The sequence below is a fragment of the Streptomyces sp. NPDC031466 genome (genome assembly GCF_055581265.1).
The window spans coordinates 148,359-167,369 of sequence record NZ_JBVIJT010000012.1; the positions used below are offsets into that span (position 1 = coordinate 148,359).

The 19,011-nt window shown below is 74.4% G+C and carries 16 protein-coding genes and 1 pseudogene; 9 read left to right on the forward strand and 8 right to left on the reverse strand.

The window, feature by feature from the left end:
- Positions 1-75 precede the first annotated feature (75 nt).
- The 4 genes from ACZ5GP_RS28585 to ACZ5GP_RS28600 all read left to right on the forward strand — a co-directional run bounded on the left by ACZ5GP_RS28585 (position 76) and on the right by ACZ5GP_RS28600 (position 4,290).
- Positions 76-1,794: an FUSC family protein gene (locus ACZ5GP_RS28585; RefSeq protein WP_468753565.1), complete on the forward strand. Its 1,719-nt coding sequence runs from the start codon at positions 76-78 to the stop codon at positions 1,792-1,794.
- Positions 1,795-1,810: 16 nt separating this feature from the next.
- Entirely contained in the window at positions 1,811-2,347 is a 537-nt protein-coding gene (locus tag ACZ5GP_RS28590; RefSeq protein WP_468753566.1) for a MarR family winged helix-turn-helix transcriptional regulator, read from the forward strand.
- Positions 2,348-2,434: 87 nt separating this feature from the next.
- Positions 2,435-2,803 carry a DUF3311 domain-containing protein gene (locus ACZ5GP_RS28595; protein ID WP_468753567.1) on the forward strand — a complete coding sequence of 123 codons (369 nt, stop codon included), beginning with the start codon at positions 2,435-2,437 and terminating at the stop codon, positions 2,801-2,803.
- Complete coding sequence (locus tag ACZ5GP_RS28600; RefSeq protein ID WP_468753568.1) at positions 2,800-4,290, forward strand: sodium:solute symporter family protein; 1,491 nt, start codon at positions 2,800-2,802, stop codon at positions 4,288-4,290. Before ACZ5GP_RS28595 ends, ACZ5GP_RS28600 begins: the two co-directional genes overlap by 4 nt.
- Positions 4,291-4,307: 17 nt before the next feature.
- Here ACZ5GP_RS28600 and ACZ5GP_RS28605 read toward each other — a convergent pair whose 3' ends face one another.
- On the reverse strand, positions 4,308-5,660 hold the full coding sequence (locus tag ACZ5GP_RS28605; RefSeq protein ID WP_468753569.1) for an NAD(P)/FAD-dependent oxidoreductase: 1,353 nt from the start codon (positions 5,658-5,660) through the stop codon (positions 4,308-4,310).
- 146 nt (positions 5,661-5,806) lie between these two features.
- Complete coding sequence (locus ACZ5GP_RS28610) at positions 5,807-6,199, reverse strand: VOC family protein (RefSeq protein WP_468753570.1); 393 nt, start codon at positions 6,197-6,199, stop codon at positions 5,807-5,809.
- Between the two features lie 71 nt (positions 6,200-6,270).
- On the opposite strand from ACZ5GP_RS28610, the gene ACZ5GP_RS28615 reads away from it, so the two are divergent.
- Complete coding sequence (locus tag ACZ5GP_RS28615) at positions 6,271-6,825, forward strand: GNAT family N-acetyltransferase (protein WP_468753571.1); 555 nt, start codon at positions 6,271-6,273, stop codon at positions 6,823-6,825.
- Between the two features lie 21 nt (positions 6,826-6,846).
- On the opposite strand, the gene ACZ5GP_RS28620 is transcribed toward ACZ5GP_RS28615, so the two are convergent.
- The 3 genes from ACZ5GP_RS28620 to ACZ5GP_RS28630 form a co-directional block, all read right to left on the reverse strand.
- Complete coding sequence (locus tag ACZ5GP_RS28620; RefSeq protein ID WP_468753572.1) at positions 6,847-7,530, reverse strand: glycerophosphodiester phosphodiesterase; 684 nt, start codon at positions 7,528-7,530, stop codon at positions 6,847-6,849.
- 77 nt (positions 7,531-7,607) lie between these two features.
- A complete protein-coding gene (locus ACZ5GP_RS28625) occupies positions 7,608-7,733 on the reverse strand; it encodes a hypothetical protein (protein WP_468753573.1) in 126 nt (41 codons plus the stop codon).
- A gap of 142 nt (positions 7,734-7,875) precedes the next feature.
- Complete coding sequence (locus tag ACZ5GP_RS28630; protein WP_468753574.1) at positions 7,876-9,417, reverse strand: phosphatase PAP2 family protein; 1,542 nt, start codon at positions 9,415-9,417, stop codon at positions 7,876-7,878.
- A 96-nt stretch (positions 9,418-9,513) separates the two neighbouring features.
- On the opposite strand from ACZ5GP_RS28630, the gene ACZ5GP_RS28635 reads away from it, so the two are divergent.
- The 3 genes and pseudogenes from ACZ5GP_RS28635 to ACZ5GP_RS28645 all read left to right on the forward strand — a co-directional run bounded on the left by ACZ5GP_RS28635 (position 9,514) and on the right by ACZ5GP_RS28645 (position 12,473).
- Entirely contained in the window at positions 9,514-9,888 is a 375-nt protein-coding gene (locus ACZ5GP_RS28635) for a DUF488 domain-containing protein (protein WP_468753575.1), read from the forward strand.
- 124 nt (positions 9,889-10,012) lie between these two features.
- A pseudogene (locus ACZ5GP_RS28640) lies at positions 10,013-11,037 on the forward strand (alpha/beta fold hydrolase).
- On the forward strand, positions 11,034-12,473 hold the full coding sequence (locus ACZ5GP_RS28645) for a bifunctional phosphatase PAP2/diacylglycerol kinase family protein (RefSeq protein WP_468753576.1): 1,440 nt from the start codon (positions 11,034-11,036) through the stop codon (positions 12,471-12,473). Before ACZ5GP_RS28640 ends, ACZ5GP_RS28645 begins: the two are co-directional and overlap by 4 nt.
- 6 nt (positions 12,474-12,479) lie before the next feature.
- Here ACZ5GP_RS28645 and ACZ5GP_RS28650 read toward each other — a convergent pair whose 3' ends face one another.
- Positions 12,480-13,277: a helix-turn-helix domain-containing protein gene (locus tag ACZ5GP_RS28650; protein WP_468753577.1), complete on the reverse strand. Its 798-nt coding sequence runs from the start codon at positions 13,275-13,277 to the stop codon at positions 12,480-12,482.
- 254 nt (positions 13,278-13,531) lie between these two features.
- Between ACZ5GP_RS28650 and ACZ5GP_RS28655 the strand changes: the two genes are divergently transcribed.
- Positions 13,532-15,256 (forward strand): dihydroxyacetone kinase family protein, encoded by a 1,725-nt coding sequence (locus tag ACZ5GP_RS28655; protein ID WP_468753578.1) that lies wholly within the window; start codon positions 13,532-13,534, stop codon positions 15,254-15,256.
- Positions 15,257-15,289: 33 nt separating this feature from the next.
- Here the strand turns inward: ACZ5GP_RS28655 and ACZ5GP_RS28660 are convergent, their stop codons facing one another.
- Positions 15,290-16,873, reverse strand: coding sequence for an ABC transporter substrate-binding protein (locus ACZ5GP_RS28660; protein WP_468753579.1), 1,584 nt, complete (start codon positions 16,871-16,873; stop codon positions 15,290-15,292).
- A gap of 6 nt (positions 16,874-16,879) precedes the next feature.
- A complete protein-coding gene (locus ACZ5GP_RS28665; protein WP_468753580.1) occupies positions 16,880-18,928 on the reverse strand; it encodes an ATP-binding protein in 2,049 nt (682 codons plus the stop codon).
- Between the last annotated feature and the right edge of the window lie 83 nt (positions 18,929-19,011).

A 19,011-nucleotide genomic window follows, 5' to 3' on the forward strand; every position in this document is an offset into this window, starting at 1 on the left:
GGAGTGGGACACCGTCCCGGGAGCGGGGTCCGATGTGTGTCTTTCACTGGTAAAACACTTGCTAATGTTTTAGGTATGAGCAGTACGCCGCCGTCCCCGCATCCGTCCTCCCGCCCCCGTCCCCGCCGGCTCCCGCTGGCCGGTGTGCTGCGTCCGGGCAAGCCCTCCGACATCTGGTTCAAGCCCGCGTGCAGCGTCGTCGTGGCCACCGCGGCACCGAACCTGACGCTGCTGGCCCTCGGGCGGCTCGACCTCGTGATGTACACGATGGCCGGTTCCTTCTGCGCCCTCTACACCCACCACCTGCCCTACGCCGCCCGGGCCCGCGCCCTGGCCGGGGTCGTCGCCGGCATGACCGCCGGGGTGGCCGTCGCGCTGGTCACCGCCTCCCTGACCGGCTCGGCGGCCGTACTGGTGGCCGTCGGCGCACTCCTCGCCGCCGCCCAGAAGACGCTGTGCGACGCGACCCGCGTCGGACCGCCCGGCCACCTGATCTTCACCTTCATCAGCTCGGCGACCCTCTTCGCGCCGCAGCGCCTCGACCAGGTTCCCGGGCACCTCGCGCTCACCCTCGCCGCGGGAGCCCTGGCCTGGCTGGTCGGCATGGCACCCGCCCTGGTGCGCCCGCACGGCCCCGAGCGCCGGGCCACCGCCCGCGCCCTGCACGCCGTCGCCGCGTACGCCGATACCGCGTACGCCGAAGCCGCCGGACCGGCGGCCGAGCGGGCCCGCGCCGCCGCGGCCGGCGCGGTGCACGCCGCCTGGCAGACGCTGACGGCCACCGGCGCCCCCACCACCGGGGCGCGCCACGCACTGGCCCGCCTCCTGGTCCGCGCCGAGGAGACCCTCGCCGACCCCGCCGCGGCCGACTCCGCCGCGCTGCGCGCCTGGGCCGCCGGACTGCGCGGCACGGGCACCGTCCCGCGCCCGAGCGACGTACGCCCCGGCGAACGCGACGAACTGCTGGGCATCACCGCCGAACTCGCCGGCGGCGGGCCGTCGCTGTGGCGCCGGCTCGCGCCGGGCTCCCCGCTGCTGCCCGTCGCGCTGCGCACCGCCCTCGGCTGCGCCCTCGCCGGCTACGCCTCGCTGGCTCTCGGCGTCGGCCGCCCCTACTGGGCCCTGGTCACCGCCGCCTCCCTCTACCAGGCCAATGTGACGCTCACCTGGAACCGCGGCGTGCAGCGCGTGGTCGGCAACCTCGTGGGCGTCCTCGCCTTCGCCGCCATCGTGCCCTTCGCCCACCTCGGCCACGCTGAACTGATGGTGAGCTGTCTCGCCCTCGCCTTCGGCGCGGAGGCCCTGATCAGCCGGAACTACTGGCTCGGTACCGTGTGCGTGACGCCGATGGCGCTGCTCGTCACCGAGTTCGCGCGCTTCCAGCGGCCCGGCGAACTCATCCTCGACCGCGTGGTGGACACCCTCGTCGGAGCCGCGCTCGGCGTCGCGGCGGCCGCCCTCGTCACCAACCGGCGCGCCGCCGACCGGATCGAACAGGCCGTGGCGGCCGTCGACCGGGCCCGGGAGCGGGCCGAGGCCGCCCTCGCGGGGACGGGCGGGGCGGCGACCGCGCGGCGCCTGCTTACCGCCGCCCTCGTCGACCTGCGGACCGCCGCCGACGCGGCCGCCGGGGAATGGTGGCCGCGCGCCCTGCCCGAACAGCGGGTGGTGGCCGCCGAACGCGCCGGACACCGTACGCTCGCGGCGACGGTCCGCCGGCAGAGCGGTGGGCACGGCCAGGGGACGCGGCTCCGCGAAGGAACCGCCGACGCCTGGGAGGGCGTACGAGCATGAGAGCGAAGACACGGGCATGAGAGCAGAGAACGGTCCGGTGGCGGGCCCCGGCGGGGACACCGTGGCCGCGGTGGTGCGGCAGTGGCGGATGGTGCGCCCCGACATCGACACCGGGCCGATGGAGGTGATCGGCCGCATCAACCGCTGCGCGGCCCTCCTCCAGCAGGCCGAGGACGCCCCTCTGCGCCGGGCGGGCCTGACCCGCGCCGAGTTCGACCTGCTCGGCGCGCTGCGCCGCACCGGGCACGAGCTGACGCCCGGGGAACTGGCCCGCGAGACCTTCTCCTCGGGCGCCGCGGTCACCAAGCGGCTCAAGCAGCTCCAGGAACGGCGGCTGGTCGACCGCCGGGCCGACGCGCGGGACCGGCGGGTGGCACACGTGCGGCTCACCGACGCGGGACGCGACCTGGTCGACGCGATCCTGCCCGAGCAACTCGCGTACGAGACGGTGGTGCTCTCCGTGCTCGGCGGGGACGACCAGGACCAGCTGAGCGGCCTGCTGGGGGAGTTGCTGGCCCAGCTGGAGGGCCGGCTCGGGGTGCGCAGAGGCTGAGGGCGACACCCCCTCGCGTACGACACCCCCCGCGCACCCCGCGTACGACATCCCCGCCTACCCCGCGTACGGCCGTGAAGGAGCACGATGTCCCGCCCGGACCACCCCGCACCGCCGCCCACCGGCCCTCTTCTTGAGGACGACCCTCTGGACGGACTGCCCTCCCTGCGGGGCGTCGCACGGCCCTCGCTGTGGCTGCTGCTCGTGCCCGCCGTGCTGTACGGCGCCGCGCCGCTGGTGGCCAACCGCGTGGAACCGCGCGTCCTCGGCGTCCCCTTCCTGCTGGCCTGGGTCATCGCCGCGACCGTCGTCAGCCCGCTCGTCATCTGGCTCGTGGCCCGCCTCGACCCGGCGTACCGGCTGAACGCGGTCGAGCCGCTCCCCGCCGACGACCTGGAGGACCCGGCAGACCTGGCCGGGGCCGACCCCGAGGGGCCTCGGGGAGGCGGCCGATGAGCGGGTCCGCCGCGGTCGCGACCACGGTCTTCGGAGTGGCCATGGCCGCCACCATCGGCATCGGCGTGCTCAGCGCGCGTGGCCGCTCCAAGGGGCTCGCCGAGTGGTCCGTGTCCAGCCGCGGGCTCGGCGTGCTGTTCATCTGGCTGCTGATGGCGGGCGAGACGTACACCAGCTTCTCGTTCCTCGGGACGGCCGGCTGGTCGTACTCCTTCGGCGCGCCGATCCTCTACCTCGTCGCGTATCTGACCGTCGGCTTCGCCGTCGCCTATGTCGTGGGCCCCGCCCTGTGGACGTACGCCTCGCGGCACGGCCTCATCTCGATCGCCGACATCGCCGAGTTCCGCTTCAGGTCACGCCCGGTGGGCATCCTGGTGGCGGTCGTCGCGACCGTCTTCCTCGTCCCCTACATCCAGGTGCAGATCCAGGGCATGGGCGTCGTCGTGAACGCCATGACGTACGGCGGCGTGGACCTGAAGGTGGCCGCCGTCGTCTCCTTCGTCGTCGCCGAGGTGTTCGTCCTCGTGTCGGGGCTGCGGGGGTCGGCCTGGGTGAGCGCGGTCAAGGACGTCCTGGTGATCCTCGCCGTGGTCTTCCTCGCCGTGTACATCCCCGTGCACTACGTCGGCGGTCTCGGCGACCTCATGGAGCGCATGGTGACCCAGAAACCACAGTGGCTGACGTTCCCCGGGCACGCCTCGGGCGGCCGCGACGCGGTGTGGTTCCTCAGCACCGTCGCCCTCAACGCCGTGACCATCACCATCTTCCCCACGACGGTCGCCGGCTACCTCAGCGCCAAGAGCCCCAACGCCCTGCGCCGCAACGCCCTGTTGCTGCCCTGGTACCAACTGCTGCTGTTCGTGCCGATGGTCGTCGGCGTCACCGCGCTCTTCGCGCTGCCGGCCCTCGGCAACCCGGATCTCGCGCTGTTCGCTCTCGTCACGGACTCGCTGCCCGCGCCCGCCGTGGCCGTCATCGGCGTCGCGGGCGCGCTGTCGGCCCTCGTGCCGATGAGCGTGTTCATGCTGTCGATCGGCACCCTGTGGGGGCGTACCGTCCTCGGCGGCGGCAACGGCTCCGACCCGCGCGGACGCCGCACCGCCGACGGCGGAGCCGAGGCACGCGACCTACGGGCCAAGCGGCTCTCCCAGGCGGTGTGCGTCCTCGCGGGCCTGATGGCGCTCGCGGGCAGCCTGTTCCACCCCGACACCCTGGTGGAGCTGTCCGTCCTGTCGTACGAGGGCCTCGCCCAACTCGTGCCGGTCGTGCTGCTCGCCCTGTTCTGGCGGCGGCTCACGGCCCGGGCCGCCGTCGCGGGTCTGTGCACGGGCCTCACGGTGATGCTCGGCCTGTGGGGCACGGACCACGACCCCTTCCACGGGATCAACGGCGGCGTCATCGCCCTGGCCGCCAACCTGGCGGCGGCGGCGGCGGTCACCGCCCTCGCCCCCGGCCCCGGGCGGAGCGCCGCAGCGCCCGCGCCCTGAGGCCGGCGGCCGCGCCCTCACAGCCCGGCTGCCGCCACCCGCTCGCCGATCTCCTCCTTGGAGAGGTACGCGTCCGTCATCTCGAAGTCCTTGAGGGTGGCCGGGCGCTGCGCCTGGAAACCGGTGCGCACATAGTCGTCGCCCGCGAGCGCGTTGAGCCCCCAGTTGGCGGCCGTGCGGAACCGGGCGGTCACCGTGCGCAGGGCGCCCAGGTGGTAACCGCGCGCCACCACCTGGGCGGGCAGCCCGGTGAGCTGCACGCCCATGGGCTTGGACACCGCCTGGATGCCGCCGAGGTCCACGACCAGGCCCATGTCCTTGTGCCGGTAGTCGGCGAGCGGGAAGCCCCGCAGCGCCGCGAGGACGTTCTTAGCGGCGGCCCAGCCCTGACGCATGGCGTGCTGGGCGGTCGGCGGGCAGATGGCGTCGCCGCCCTTGACGACGTCCGGCACCGCCGCCGCGTCGCCGAGCGCGAAGACACCGTCGAGGCCCGGCACCGTCAGATCGGGCCGGACGACCAGGCGGCCCCTGTTGGTGTCGGCGCCGAGCGTCGCGATGAGCGGGCTGGGCGCGACTCCCGCGGTCCAGATCAGCGTGCGGCAGGGCAGGACGCGGTCGTCGGTGAGGGTGACGGTGTCCTCGGTCGCCTTGGCCACGGACACCCCGAGCGAGACGTTCACACCCCGGCGCTGCATGATCTCCATCGCCTTCTCGCCGAGTCGGTCGCCCAGCTCCGGCATCAGCTTCGGGGCGACGTCGACCACGTGCCACTTGATCTGCGACACGTCCAGACCCGGATAGCGCTTGACGGCCGCGCACGTCAGACGCTGGAGGTAGGCGGCCGTCTCCACGCCCGCGTAACCGCCGCCGACCACGACGAACTGCAGTCGCTGTTCCCGCTCCTCGCGGTGCGAGCTGGCCGCCGCCAGGTCCAGCTGGGAGATGACGTGGTCGCGGATCCAGGCGGCCTCGGCGAGCGTCTTGACGCCCACCGCGTACTTGTCGACGCCGGGGATGTCGAACTGCCGGGTCACACTGCCCGGCGTCAGGACCAGGTAGTCGTAGCGCTCCACGACCTCCTCGCCGTTGATCTTCCGTACGATCACGGCCTTGGCCTTGGTGTCCACGCCGATGGCGCCGCCCGGCACGATCGCCGTGCGGCGCAGCATCCGGCGCAGGGGCACCGCGACCGACTGGGGGGTGAGCACCCCGGCGGCGACGTGCGGGAGCAGGGGCAGGTAGAGCTGGTGGTCCATCGGACTGATCAGGCGCAGCTCCGCCTCGTGTGGCGCGAGTTTCCTCTCCAGTTTGTGCGCGCACTCCATGCCGGCGAACCCGCCGCCGACGATGAGGATCCGGGGAGCTGCCATGTGATGTCACTCCAACACTGTGGGAGATCGTCTTGCTGGATCTTCTCGGGACCGTACCTGTGGCCTTGTACCCCTGCATCCCGGATGGATGAATCGTGTGACGTGCTTCACATCGTCCCGGGGTGTGCTCGCGGGCGCGCGTCCCGTCAGATCCCCGGCCGGAAGCGAATGGGGTGATCCTCGGGGACCTCGACGAGGACGATCCGCAGGCCGTCCGGATCCTCGATCCACATTTCGATCAAACCCCACGGCTCCTTGACCGGCGGCCGGACCACCTCGACGCCCCGGCCGGCCAGCTCCGCGTGCGCCGCGTGCACGTCCGGGACCTGGAGCCACAGCTGGAGCGAGGGCGCCGACGGGGTCTCGGAGCGGCCCGAGAGTTCCAGGAAGCCGCCGCCGAGGAAGTAGACGGTGCCGCGCTCGGGGCCGGTGCCGAACTCGCGGTAGACGGCGAGGCCCAGCGTCTGGCCGTAGAACGCGCGGGAGCGCTCCGGATCGGTGGGGTGGACAAGGGTCCTGCTGCTCAGTACATGCACCATGCGGCCGCACCCTAGCGCCGCGTTAGGCTCGGCGGAGCAGCAAGCCGCGCCCAGATCGGAGAAACCTGTCGATGGACACCGCCCCGCGCTCCCTCACCGGCGACGTCACCTTCCGCGACGCGGGCCCGGCCGACGTGGACGCGCTCGTCGCGCTCATCGAGTCGGCGTACCGGGGGGACGCGAGCCGGGCCGGGTGGACCACCGAGGCGGACATCCTCCAGGGGCAGCGCACCGACCCGCAGGGCGTCGCCGAGGTCATCGAGTCGCCCAAGAGCCGACTGCTGGCCGTCGAGCGCGACGGCGCGCTCGTCGCCTGCTGCCAGCTCGAACACCGCGGCGAGCACGCCTACTTCGGGATGTTCGCGGTGAGCCCGGCCCGGCAGGGCGGGGGCCTCGGCAAGGTGATCATCGCCGAGGCGGAGCGGGTGGCGCGCGAGGAGTGGGGCGCCCGCGAGATGCACATGACCGTGATCTCCGTACGCGACGACCTCATCGCCTGGTACGAGCGGCGCGGCTACCGCCGTACGGGAGAGACGACCCCCTTCCCGTACGGCGACGAGCGCTTCGGCATCCCGCAGCGCGCCGACCTCCGCTTCGAGCTGCTCGTCAAGGACCTCGCGCTCTGAGCGCCGGGGTCCCGCGGGCCCTCAGGCCGTGAAGCGGCCCGTCCGCTTGATCTCCGGGTAGTCGGTGGTCGCGCCGTCCAGTTGCAGCGCGCGCACCAGCCGCAGGTCGTCCTGCGTGTTCACGACCCAGCCGATGATCCGCAGGCCGGCCTTCCTGGCGTGCTCCACGATCTCCAGCGTCAGCCGCCGGATGTTGAGGACCAGCGTGGTGGCGCCGACGGCGGTGGCGCGCTCCACGACGTCGGTGCCGTAACGGCTCGCGACGAGCGCGGTGCGCACCCCGGGCACCAGGCGGGCGATCTCCGCGAGCGCCTTGTCGTGGAAGGAGATCACCTCCACGCGCGAGACCAGGTCACGGCGGTGCATGACCTCGGCCAGGGCGCGCGCGGCCGCCACGTCCTTGATCTCGGCCTGCAGCGGCGCCCGCACGGCGTCCAGGACCTCCTCGAAGACGGGAACGCGCTCGCCGCGGCCGGCGTCCAGCTCCCGCAGCTCGGCGAGGGTCTTCTCGGCGATGGGGCCCTTGCCGTCGGTCGTACGGGCCACATCGGCGTCGTGCATGACGACGAGGGCGCCGTCCTTGCTCAAGTGCAGATCGAGTTCGATGAGATCGAGGCCCGCGGCTTGCGCGGCGATGAAGGAACGGAGGGTGTTCTCGGGCTCGACACCCATGACCCCGCGATGACCGATGGTGAGGAAGTTCAAGGCCCACTCGCTTCCGTCGACGGCGGCTCGGCGACCGCGCGGTCAGGACGGAGGGGACCACGCGGCAATGCCGCAGCCTAACGGCCCGCCACGGCGTGCGATCCGCTCGCAGGCGGCCGCGCGGAGCCCTCCGCCTTGGTTCCCGCGATGCCGAGGACGAGTCCGGTGACGAGGGCTGCGACAAGGACGGCACGGGTGCTCAAGGGCTCGCTGCTCCAGACGGGCGTAGGACGACTGACCCCGCCCGTCCTACCCGTAGGGGGCCCGCACCGCGCGCCGCTTCACCCGGGGGTGGGCGAGTCCCGGGAGCGTTGACCCGGCGGCGAAGGAGGCATGCGGCGGGGGTCAGGCGGAGCGGCGTCTCGCCGCCGCCAGTGACGCCGTGCGGGCGAGCTGGGTGATCTCGTCCTCCGGCGCGGCCGGGCTGTAGACCGTCAGGGCGCCCCGCCGCTTGTCCAGGAGCAGCGCGTCCGGCGCCGGCCCCCGCTCACCGTCGTACGCGAGGTCCGGCACGTCCTGCAGACCGCTGATCCGCAGCCGCTCGACGCGTTCGGCCCGGTAGACGTGGGAGCGCCGCAGCGCGCCGGCCAGCGCGGACAGGGCGAGCCGGGTGCGGGCCAGCGGCGCCTCCGCGTCGACCGTGCGGACATCGAGCAGCCCCTCGTCCAGCACGGGCCGGTGCGTGGGAGCCAGGCCCTCCGGCAGATAGCGGCCGTTGCCCGCGAACAGCAGCCACAGGACACGGTCGTGGCCGTCGAGCCGGACCCGCAGCGGCGCGGCGTCCCGCAGGACACCCACCAACGACACCGCCGCCGCGGGCCACTTGCCGATACGCCCCTCCAAGCGCTCACGTCTGCGCACCAGTTCCGGATAGAGCCCGATGCTGAACGTGTTCACGAAACCCGTGACGTCCGCGCCCGCACCGTCCCTGACCCGCGCCAGGTCCACCCTGACGGCCTCGCCGCGCCGCACGGCCTGCGCGGTGTCCTCGAAGGTCGCCGTGCCCGCGTCCAGCGCGAAGTGATTGAGGGTGCCGCCGGGGAAGACCGCGAGTGGCACCCCGGCCGAAACGGCCCGCCGGGCGGCGGCGTTGACCGTGCCGTCCCCGCCGCACACCCCGAGCGCCCCGCCCGACTCGGCGGCCCGCGCGACCGCCTTGTCCAGGAGCTCGCCCAGGTCGTCGTCCGGCCCGCACGCGAGGATCTCCGCCTTCGGCAGCAGCAGTTCGACGTACTGCCCGGCGGGCGGCCTGCCCGGCACGCCCTTGCCGGCGCCGGAGTTCACGACGACCACCAGGCCCGCGCCGTCGGGCAGCGCGGGCGCCGCCGCCCGGGTCCGCCCGATCCGCGCGGGCGCCGGGCGGGGCGGCCACCAGTAGCAGGTGACCGCCGCCGCGGCCGCGCCGAGCGCGATGCCCGCCAGTACGTCACCGGGGTAGTGGACCCCCACGTACACCCGGGAGAACGCCACGGCCGCGGCGACCGGCGCGACCACGGCCCCGTAGGAGGGTGACTCCAGGGCCACCCCCGTGGCGAACGCCGCCGCCGACGCCGCGTGCCCGGACGGGAACGACGACGTCCACGGCGCCTTCGCCAGCCGACGCACCAGGGGCACGGCGTCGTGCACCGGACGGCTGCGGCGCACGGCGTACTTCGCGACCACGTTCGTGGCCAGCGAGGCGAGCGCCAGCGCGCCCACGCCCCGGCGCGCGGCCCGCCGGGCGGCCGGCCCGCCGACGGCGGCCAGCACCGCGGCCGAGGCGCACCACAGCCGCCCGTGGTTCGCCGCCGCACTGAGCGGCGGCAGCACCTGCTCCGCCCCGGGCAGCCGCGCCGCCGCCACCCGCTCGAACCACCGCCGGTCGATCCTGCCGATGCGTCCCGTCATGGCCTCACTGCAACAGGGGGCGGGGGCCGGGGCCCGTGCTGCTCGCCCGAACGGGTCACGCGCGCGACCCCCGCCCGGCGGACGGACAATGCCGACATGACGACAAGGCGTTCTCTCGACGTACGGGTCAAGCGCGTCCACGACCCCGAGGAGCCGGCCGACGGCGCCCGCGTCCTCGTCGACCGGCTGTGGCCCCGGGGCATCTCCAAGGAGCGCGCCGCCCTGACGGCCTGGGACAAGGACCTCGCCCCCTCCACCGAACTGCGCCGCTGGTACGGACACGACCCCGCGCGGTTCGAGGAGTTCGCCGAGCGCTACCGCCGGGAGCTGGCCGACGACGGCCGTGCGGCGGAACTCGCCCGCCTGCGGGGCCTGGCCCGCACCGGCCGGCTGACGCTGCTCACGGCGACGAAGGACCTGCCGCACGGACACGTGACGGTCCTGGTCGAGGCGCTGAGGTCGGGACACTGACGGCGCGGACCGGCTGCCGCCGTTTGCCGGAACGGCAACGGACCTCGCGGGTGTCCGTCCGCGCGCCGCATGATCGTGCGCGGAGCCGACGGCTTCCAGGACACCGAGGACACCAGGAGGATCCATGGCCCGGCGCACACCCCCCGCGGACCCCACGCACCGCGTCGTCCCCTCGCCCGCGGGCCGCATCCACCTGGTCGAGCAGGGCTCGGGGCCACTCGTCCTGCTGGTGCACGGCTTCCCCGAGTCCTGGTACTCCTGGCGGCACCAGCTGCCGGCCCTGGCCGCCGCCGGCTACCGGGCGGTCGCCGTGGACGTACGCGGGTACGGCCGCTCCAGCAGGCCCGACGACGTGGCCGCGTACCGGATGCTCGAACTGGTCGAGGACAACGTCGCGGTGGTGCGCGCCCTCGGCGAGGAGAGCGCGGTGATCGTGGGCCACGACTGGGGCGCGAACATCGCCGCCCACTCCGCCCTCGTCAGGGCGGACGTGTTCCGCGCGGCGGCTCTGCTGAGCGTGCCCTACACGCCGCCCGGCGGCCCGCGCCCCAGTGAGGTGTTCGCACGGCTGGGCGGCGACGAGGAGTGCGAGGAGTTCTATGTTTCCCTCTTCCAGGAACCCGGGCGCGCCGAGGCCGAGATCGAGCCCGACGTCCGCGGCTGGCTCGCGGGCTTCTACGCGACCTTCTCCGCCGACACCAGCCCGGGCCGCACGACCCGGACCCGCACTTCGCCGCCCCGGGCCGGCCGCTGCGGGACCGCTTCCCGAAGGATCGCCTGCCCGGCTGGCTCGGCGAAGCGGACCTCGACGTCTACGCCGGGGAGTTCGAGCGGACGGGACTGACCGGCGCGCTCAACCGCTACCGGAACATGGACCGGGACTGGGCGGACCTCGGGCGCTTCGCCGACGCGCCCGTGACCCAGCCGACCCTGTTCATCGGCGGCGCCCTGGACGCCTCCACCACGTGGCTGGCCGACGCCATCGACGCCTTCCCCGCCACGCTGCCGGGCCTGCGCGGCGCGCACATCCTGGACGGCTGCGGCCACTGGGTCCAGCAGGAGCACCCCGCCGAGGTCAACGACCTGCTGACCGGCTGGCTCGCCCATGGTGGCCTCTCCGGCGCCAACCGGGGTATACGGGGGGCATGAAAGATCTCTTGAGGCACCGCGCCCGGCGGCTGATCGGCGCCGACCACCCCCTGCTGTTCTGCGGAATCGCCGCCGGGATGTGGGCCCTCGGCGGAGCCCGGGGGCGACGCGCGGCGGTGCGCGGAGTCACCTCGCTCGCGCTTGCCTCGGCGACCGTCAACGCCCTGGGCAAGCACACGGTAGGGCAGTCGCGCCCCGCCCAGGGCGCGGCACCCCTGCTGCGACGGCTGCCCCGCAAGCCGCTCACCGGTCCCTATCCGTCGGCCCACGCCGCCGCGGCGGCCGCCTTCGCGACGGGCGCCGCCCTGGAGTCGCCGGGCTGGGGCGCCGCCCTCGCCCCGCTGGCGGTGACGGCCGCGTACTCCCACGTCCGGGGCGACGCGCACGGCCCCCGGGACGTCCTGGTCGGCGCGGCCCTCGGCGTGGGCGCCGCCTACGCGGTGCGGGGGATGGTCCCCACCCGGGCGCAACTCCCGCCGCCCGCCCGCCCCCGCGTCGACGCGCCCGCCCTGCCGGAAGGGGAGGGCCTGGTCGTGGTGGTCAACCCCTCCTCCGGCGCCCAGCCCCAACTGGCCGACCCCGTACGGCAGCTGCGGACCGCCCTGCCGCGCGCCGAGGTGGTGCTCTACGAAGAGGAGGCCGGCGCCCTGCCCAAGGTCCTGGAGGAGGCGGCGAGGGAGGCCGCCCGGCGCGGTGGCGTCCTCGGCGTGTGCGGGGGAGACGGCACGGTCAACGCCGCCGTGACGCCCGCCCTGCGGTTCAAGGTGCCGCTGATGGTGCTGCCCGGCGGCACGTTCAACCACTTCGCCGCCGACCTCGGGGTCGACACCGTCGCGGACGCCTGCGCGGCCGTGCGCGAGGGCAGCGCGGTACGGGCCGACGTCGGCCGCATCAAGCCGCTGGCCGGGATAGGACCGGCGGGCAGGACCCACACCGAGCCCACCTACTTCCTCAACACCTTCAGCCTCGGCAGCTACCCCGACCTCGTCCGCAGCCGCGAACACTGGTCGCCGAAGATCGGCGGCCCGGCCGCCACACTGCTCGGTGTCGCCCAGATCCTGCGCACGGGACGCCCGCTGCGCGCCGTGGTGAACGGCCGCCGCCGCTCCATCTGGCTGCTCTTCGCGGGCAACGGCGCCTACCGCAGCGTGGGCATCGCCCCGGTGCGCAGGCACGACTTGGCGGACGGCCTGCTGGACGTCCGCATCGCGCACGGCGGCCGCTTCGCGCGCAGTCGGCTGCTGGCCGCCGCGCTCGCGGGCCAGCTCACCCGCACCCGCGTCTACGCCGCCGCCCGGCCCCAGCGGCTCGTCATCTCCGGACTGCCCGAGGGCACGCAGATGGCGTACGACGGCGAGGTGACGGACGCCCCGTGCGCCCTGCTCGTCGACAAGCTCCCCGAGGCCCTCACGGTGTACCGCCCGACGGCCGACTGAACGGCGTCAGACGAAGGTGACGGTCGGGTCCGCGGGCGTCAGGACGAGCCAGCGCAGCGAGGCGTCGTCGAAGCGGCCGAACGTCATGACGCGTACGTCGAGCGGGTCGGGCGCGACCAGGGGGAAGAACATCGGACGAACCGGGGTGTCGGCCGGGTCCGGGACCTCGGCGGCGGCGTCCCACAGCGCGGCGACACCCGGTTCGCGCCGCACGGTCCGCACCACCTCGTCCAGCCGCTCGTTGTCCGGCCACCGCTGCCAGGCCAGCCGCAACCGGGCGAGCAGCGCGCCGGCCCACCGGGTCTCCCAGTCCCGCAGCTGATAGCGGGCCTGCGGCGAGAAAGCCCAGGTCATGACGTTCGCGTCGGGGTGGACCAGCCAAGGGCAGTGGCGCGCGGCCACGGCGTTGGCCGCGACCACGTCCCAGGCCTGGTCGCAGATCCAGCTCACGCGGCGCTGCTGGTGCAGCAGATCGAGCAGCGCCCCGTCCATGCGCGCGTCGAGCGGCGGGCGGTGCGGCGGCCGCAGGCCCGTGCCGAGGTAGAGGGCGTCCGCCTGCGCGGGGGACAGGCCGAGGACGCGGACCACGCCGGTGATCATCTCCGGCGCGTAGCCGCGGTCCTCGCCCCTCTCCAGTGCGCGGTACCAGCGCTCGGACACGCCGAGCAGCAGCGCCATGTCGAGCTGCGTGAGGTAGCGGCGGTGGCCGCGGAACGGCACGGGACCCGGCAGCAGAGCGGGGTCGCGGGCCATCCGCCAGGCGCGCAGCATCCGCCCCAGGTCCACACGTCGCGCGTCGGGCAAGGGTAAAGACCTCGCAAAGATGGGGTGGCCGGCAGGTGAGCGCCGCGTGACCCGTGCGATCCGCCGCCCGGGCCGGGGCAGGCTGACAGCGTCGCACACCGAGCGACCAGACCGGAACGGCGGAGTGCCGGTAGCGGTGCGTGCCGTTCTTCGCGCCACGCGGAGGGCCATGGTGAGCCCCGCGCCCGAGGGCCGCACACCCTGCGCCACCGCACACCCGCCGCAGGCCCCGCACACGTACGGAGAACTCACCGATGAGCTACTTCCTGCCGGAGAACCACCCCGTGCTGACCGCCGCCCGCGGTCTGGCCCTCGCCCACCCCGGGATGATCGAGGTGAACAGCGCGCCCCTGTACCTGCGGGCCCTGGACCCGCACCCCGACCGCACGGTCGCCCTGGTCTCCGGCGGCGGCTCCGGCCACGAACCCCTGCACACCGGGCTCCTGGGGCGCGGGGGACTGGATGCGGTCTGCCCGGGCGAGATCTTCGCCTCCCCGCACAACCGGCAGATCTACGAGGCGAGCGCGGCGGCGGCGAAGAGCGGCGGCGTCCTGCTCATCGTCAAGAATTACACCGGCGACGTGATCAACTTCCAGATCGCGGCGGAGCGGTTGCGGCACGACGGAGTCCAGGTCGCCACGGTCCTGGTCGACGACGACCTGGCCACCGACAGCGCGGACAGCGCCACCGGCCGCAGGGGCACCGCCGCCACGGTGGTCGTCGAGAAGCTCCTCGGCGCGGCGGCCGACCGGGGCGCCGGACTGGAGGAGCTGGCCGACCTCGGCCGACGGATCGTGGCCGCCTCCCGCAGCGTCGCCGTCGCCGCCCGCGCCCAGACCTCGCCCACCACCATCGCCCCGGCCTTCACCCTGGAGGCGGGCACCCTGGACTACGGCGTCGGCATCCACGGCGAGCGCGGCACCCGCACCATCGCCCGCCCCGCGACCGGTGATCTCGTCCGGCGCATGACCGACGACCTGCTCGAAGCGCTGCCCGAGGGCCCCGCCGAGGTGCTCGCCCTCGTCAACGGCCTCGGCGCCACCACCGAGCTGGAGCTGCACGCCATCAGCGCCCTGCTGCACGACGAGCTGACGGCCCGCGGAATCCGCCCGGCCCTCCTCGTGCCCGGCACGTTCACCGCCGCCCTGGACATGGCGGGCTTCTCCCTCACCCTCACGCGGCTCGAACAGGGCTGGGCCGAGCTGTGGACCGCGCCGACCCGCACCCCCCTCGTCCTGCCCCGCCCCGCGCTCACCCCCGAAGGCCTCACCGAGGCGCCGCGGGAGACCGCCGACGCCCCGGAGCAGCCCACGGCGGCCCCGGTCACAGGGGCGGACCGCGCCCTCCTCGACCGCTACGCCGAGGCCGTCACCCAGGTCCGCGACAACCTCACCAAGCTGGACCAGCTCGTCGGCGACGGCGACTTCGGCGACAACCTCGCGGGCGGCGTACGGCGTGCGGTGAAACTGGCCGACGAGCGCGGCCTGAACGGCACCGCGGCCCTCGCCCACGCCTTCCTCGACGACGTCGGCGGCACCAGCGGCCCCCTGTTCGGACTCCTCTTCCAGCACCTGTCGTCCGCCACCCCGGCGGACGGCGGCGCGCCGTCCGCCGCCGCCCTGGCGCGGGCCGCCGAGGAGGGCTTCGCCGCCATCCACCGCGTCGGCGGCGCGAGCCCCGGCGACTGCACCCTGGTCGACGCGCTCGCGCCCGCCGCGCGGTCGCTGGCCGCCGCCGCGCAGGACGCCTCCGCCGAGGCCCCGCTGACCGAGGCGGCCCAGGCGGCCATCCGCGGGGCCCTCGCCACCGCGTCCCTGCGACCCCGGCGCGGCCGCGCCAGCTACGTGGGCGACCACGCCCTCGGTGTCCCGGACCCGGGCGCCCTCGCCGTGGCGCTCCTCTTCATGGCCCTGGCGGACATCCACGAGCCCGCCACGGCCCCGCGGCTGCCCGCGCCGGGCTACATCACCCTGCACTGACCGCCCCTGCCGCCCGGCCCGGCCGCCCCGGGGTCAGGCCGGGCAGGCGCCCTTGTCGCCGCCCCGGAACGTCCGGTACAGCGGCGGACGCTTGCCCGCCTCCCGGCCGGCCGGATACTCCACGATCGGCACGGGCTTGCAGACCGCCCACTGGTCGTTGACCCCGGGTCCCTCGAACCCGTACGAACCGGCCGCGCCGCGCAGGCAGTTGCTGCACCCGTTCGCGGAGATCGTCGGATTGATGAGCGTGTTGTAGACGTCGTTCTTCGTGGGGATCAGCTCGGGCCCCTTCTTCCCGGGCTTGCCCGCGCTGTCGTTGATGTCGCTGTACGTGCGGTCCACGGCATCGGCCAGCAGCGTGAACGCGTCGTGATACATCACCGCGTATCCGTCGTTCAGCGGCTTGGCCCCCAGCTCGTGCGCGCGCTCCAGCCTGTCGAAGCGGTCCCGGAAACGGCCGAGCGCCCGCGGCGGGTCGTGCTCGCCCTGCCACCAGGCGGGGTCGACGGACGACGCGTCGATGATCGTGGCCCGCGCCTCCTCCAGCCAGCGGGTGGTCTCCGGCGTGGTGAGCGTCGGTTCGAGCCCGATGCCCACCTTCAGCAGCCGCAGCCGCGACCCACGGCCGCAGTCGCCTTCCTGCGCGAGGCGCTTGATGAACGCCGGCAGGTCCTGGTCGCGCCCGGCGAAGAAGACGGTGTCGGAGCGCGCCGTGCAGATCTTCTGCACCGCGTCGGTGAACCGCTGGGGAATGCCCTTGTCGGCGCCGGACGACCCGGTGAAGTTGGAGTTGTGGCCCTTGAAGTCGTACTTGGCGCCGAAGTGCTTCTCGAAGACCCGGCGCAGATTGCGCGAGTAGACGTCCTCGCTGCGGTTGTCCCAGACCAGGAACCCCTTCTCCCGCTCCGGACGCCCGGCGAGGTACTGCTTCAGGGCGCGGGCGAACTGGTCGTTGTTCGGCGAGGTCTTGAAGAAGTGGCCGGCGTTCATGTCGGCGGCGGTGATGACCGGCCCGATGGTGGGGATGCCGTGCTCGCTGAGCGCGGCGATCGTCCGCCGCGTCTCGGGCGTGCTGCTGGGAATTCCGGTCACGCCGACCAGCGGGGCCCGCTTGTCCCCGGCCAGCTCCGCCAGCCGCCGGACGACGGGACGCCAGTGGTCGAGGTTGCGGCCGTCGGGCGCGAGCAGCAACTGGTAGTGGGGCCCGCTGCCGCTGTTGGCCTCCTGCTGCGCGGTGAGCGCGCCGGCCAGAGCGCGGCGGATCATGTCCGTGGTCATCGCGCTCGACTCGTCCGAGGTGAACGGCATCATGAGCGCGATCCGCACATAGGGGATCCGCGCGGCGTTGCCCTCCGGGTCGTCGGCGTCCCGCCGCACCCCGGCGTTCTCCTCGGCCACCGCCGCCACGAGGCTCCTGACCCGCGGATCGGCGTCGAAGGCGTGCTCGGTGACCCCGACGCAGTCGCCGCCCAGCTCATGCAGCTCGTCGCCGCACCTGCCGGGCCCGCGCGCGCCGAGGGTGAGCAGGGCGGCGACGATCCCGGCGCCCAGGGCCAGCGCGAGGACGGCGGCCCACTCGATCGGTCCCCACTCGCGGGGATGGCGACGGAACAGCATGCTTCCTCACTGTCCTGGTATGGGGAGGGGGCGTTTGTCGCGTGCCGCGGCGGGCCATCTGCGCGCCGCCTGGCCGAGCGCGATCCGCCAGGAAGGATGGCGCAGCGAGAGATAGGCCAGCTCCTGCTCGACGGCCGTGCACGTGTCGGGGTCCGGTTCCGTGTGCGGCTCGGACAGGTACCACAGGGCGTGCAGCAGCCGGTTGACGCAGCGCTCGGTGTCGTCGAGATGGACGAAGCGACCGTCGCGCGCCCCGAGCGCGATCCGCAGCCGGTCGTCCTCCCAGTCCCGCTCGGGCGGCGTCGGGGCGGTGGCCGCGTACTGCAGACAGCGCAGCCAGTGGCCCGCCCCCCGCTCGTCCTGCTCCGACTGGAACACCTCGGCCAAGGACGCCACCACCGTCTCCACGCCCCCCGCGGCGAGCATGTGCCGCAGGGCGTCGGCCTCGCCCTCGTCACCCCGCTGGGCGTGATGGTTCTGCAGGAAGCGGTGGATCTCCTGCCAGCCCCGGCTGTCGTCGGGCCCCGGCGACAGCCGGCGCGCCTCGTGCACCAGGAGCTTTTGCAGCAGGGGGTCGCTCACCAGCGGGCTCTCGGGCGGGGTGAGGCGCTGCCAGTGCTGCTGTTCGAGGTAGTCGGTCACGGCGTTGGCGGGGAACTGCTCGGGGCCCTCCAGGCGCAGCCGGGCCGCCAGCGCCTCGGCGGCCGTGCTGTCCCTGGCCAGGGACAGGAGGGTGAGGCGATCCCGCTGGCGGCGGTTGGGGAGCAGCCGCTCCAGGAGCGCCTCACCGATGGGGCGGCCGTCGCCGGCGGCAAGTTCCAGGAGGTCGCGCGGGGCCACGGCGCGGCCCGCGCGGGTCGCGGCCCGTACCGCGGCGCACAGCATGGTGGTGGCCGCCGGATGGCCGCCGGTCAGGGTGTGCAGGGCGGAGGCGAGATAGGGGTGCAGCGGTGCGCCCGCCGAACCGGCCTCCAGGAGCGGCAGGACGTCGTCGCGGCTGAGCGGGGTGAGCGGGACGGTGAGCAGCCCCGCCGACGGCGAGGTGCCACGCCGCTCCCAGCCGGACGCCCGCAGCAGATCGGGCAGTTCGCGCCGCACCGGGCCGGGGTCGCTGCCCGGCGGCTCACCGAGCCGGGTGGCGACCACGACCAGTTCCTCGCGCTCCGGGGACTCGGTCACCGCCCGGTGTTCGAGCAGCAGGTCGAGGAAGCGCCGCCCGGCGGGCAGATGCACGTCGTCGAGGAGGACCAGGGGCCAGGGTTCGCGGTTCCAGCGCTGGAGACGGCCGTAGGAACCGGCGACATCGTGCCGGAAGGCGGCCACCAGCGTGCGCTCCACCGCGCGCCGGTAGTCCCCGCCCTGGTGATGCCACTCACCGAGCAGCTCCAAGGGGTCGGTGTCCGAGGGGAGTTGGGAGAATCGGCCGCGGTACCAGTCCTTCTCCGGGCCGGCCCGGTGCCGGTGCGCGTACTCGCCGTGCAGGGCACGGGAGATGTCCGCCGCCCCGGGTGCGTGGGGCGGCCGCGGGGCGCGGGCCTCGACCGCGGTGGCCCAGGACCGTCGCAGCTCCTGCTCGGGCTCGTCGGCCAGCCGACAGGCGATCAGCAGCCGGGCGAGGCGCAGGCAGACCGCGTCCCGCTCGGCGTCGTCACCGGGCTCCCACCCGGACACGGCGAACAGCCCCGGCAGCAGTACGGGGAAGGGGCGCCGGTACGAAGGGCCGAGCTGGCGCGCCAGCTCGACGAGGACAGCGACCAGGTCGGCCGCGTACTGCCCCTCGGTGTCGGCGCCGGCCGCCGGGTGGACCCCGGCGCCGCCCGGCGTGATCCCGACATGGGCGAGGGGAAGCCTGCCGCGGTAATGGGCCGCGAGCGCCCGCAGCACGGCGCTGCGCCCCATGCCGTGACGGCCCGTCACCAGCACCACCGGCAGGTCGTGCTGGAACTCCCGCGCCGTCCGCGAGCGCTCGTCGTACTTGAGCCCGGTCAGCCGCGGGACGAGCGCGCGCAGCAGCGGGTCCCTGCCGTACAGCGGCACGTCTTCCGCTCTGCCCATCCGACTGGATCCCGCCTTCGCAGTACCGTCCTGTCCTCGACCCCGGCCGGGGGCAAGGAACTTACCCTGAGCGCACAGCCGGT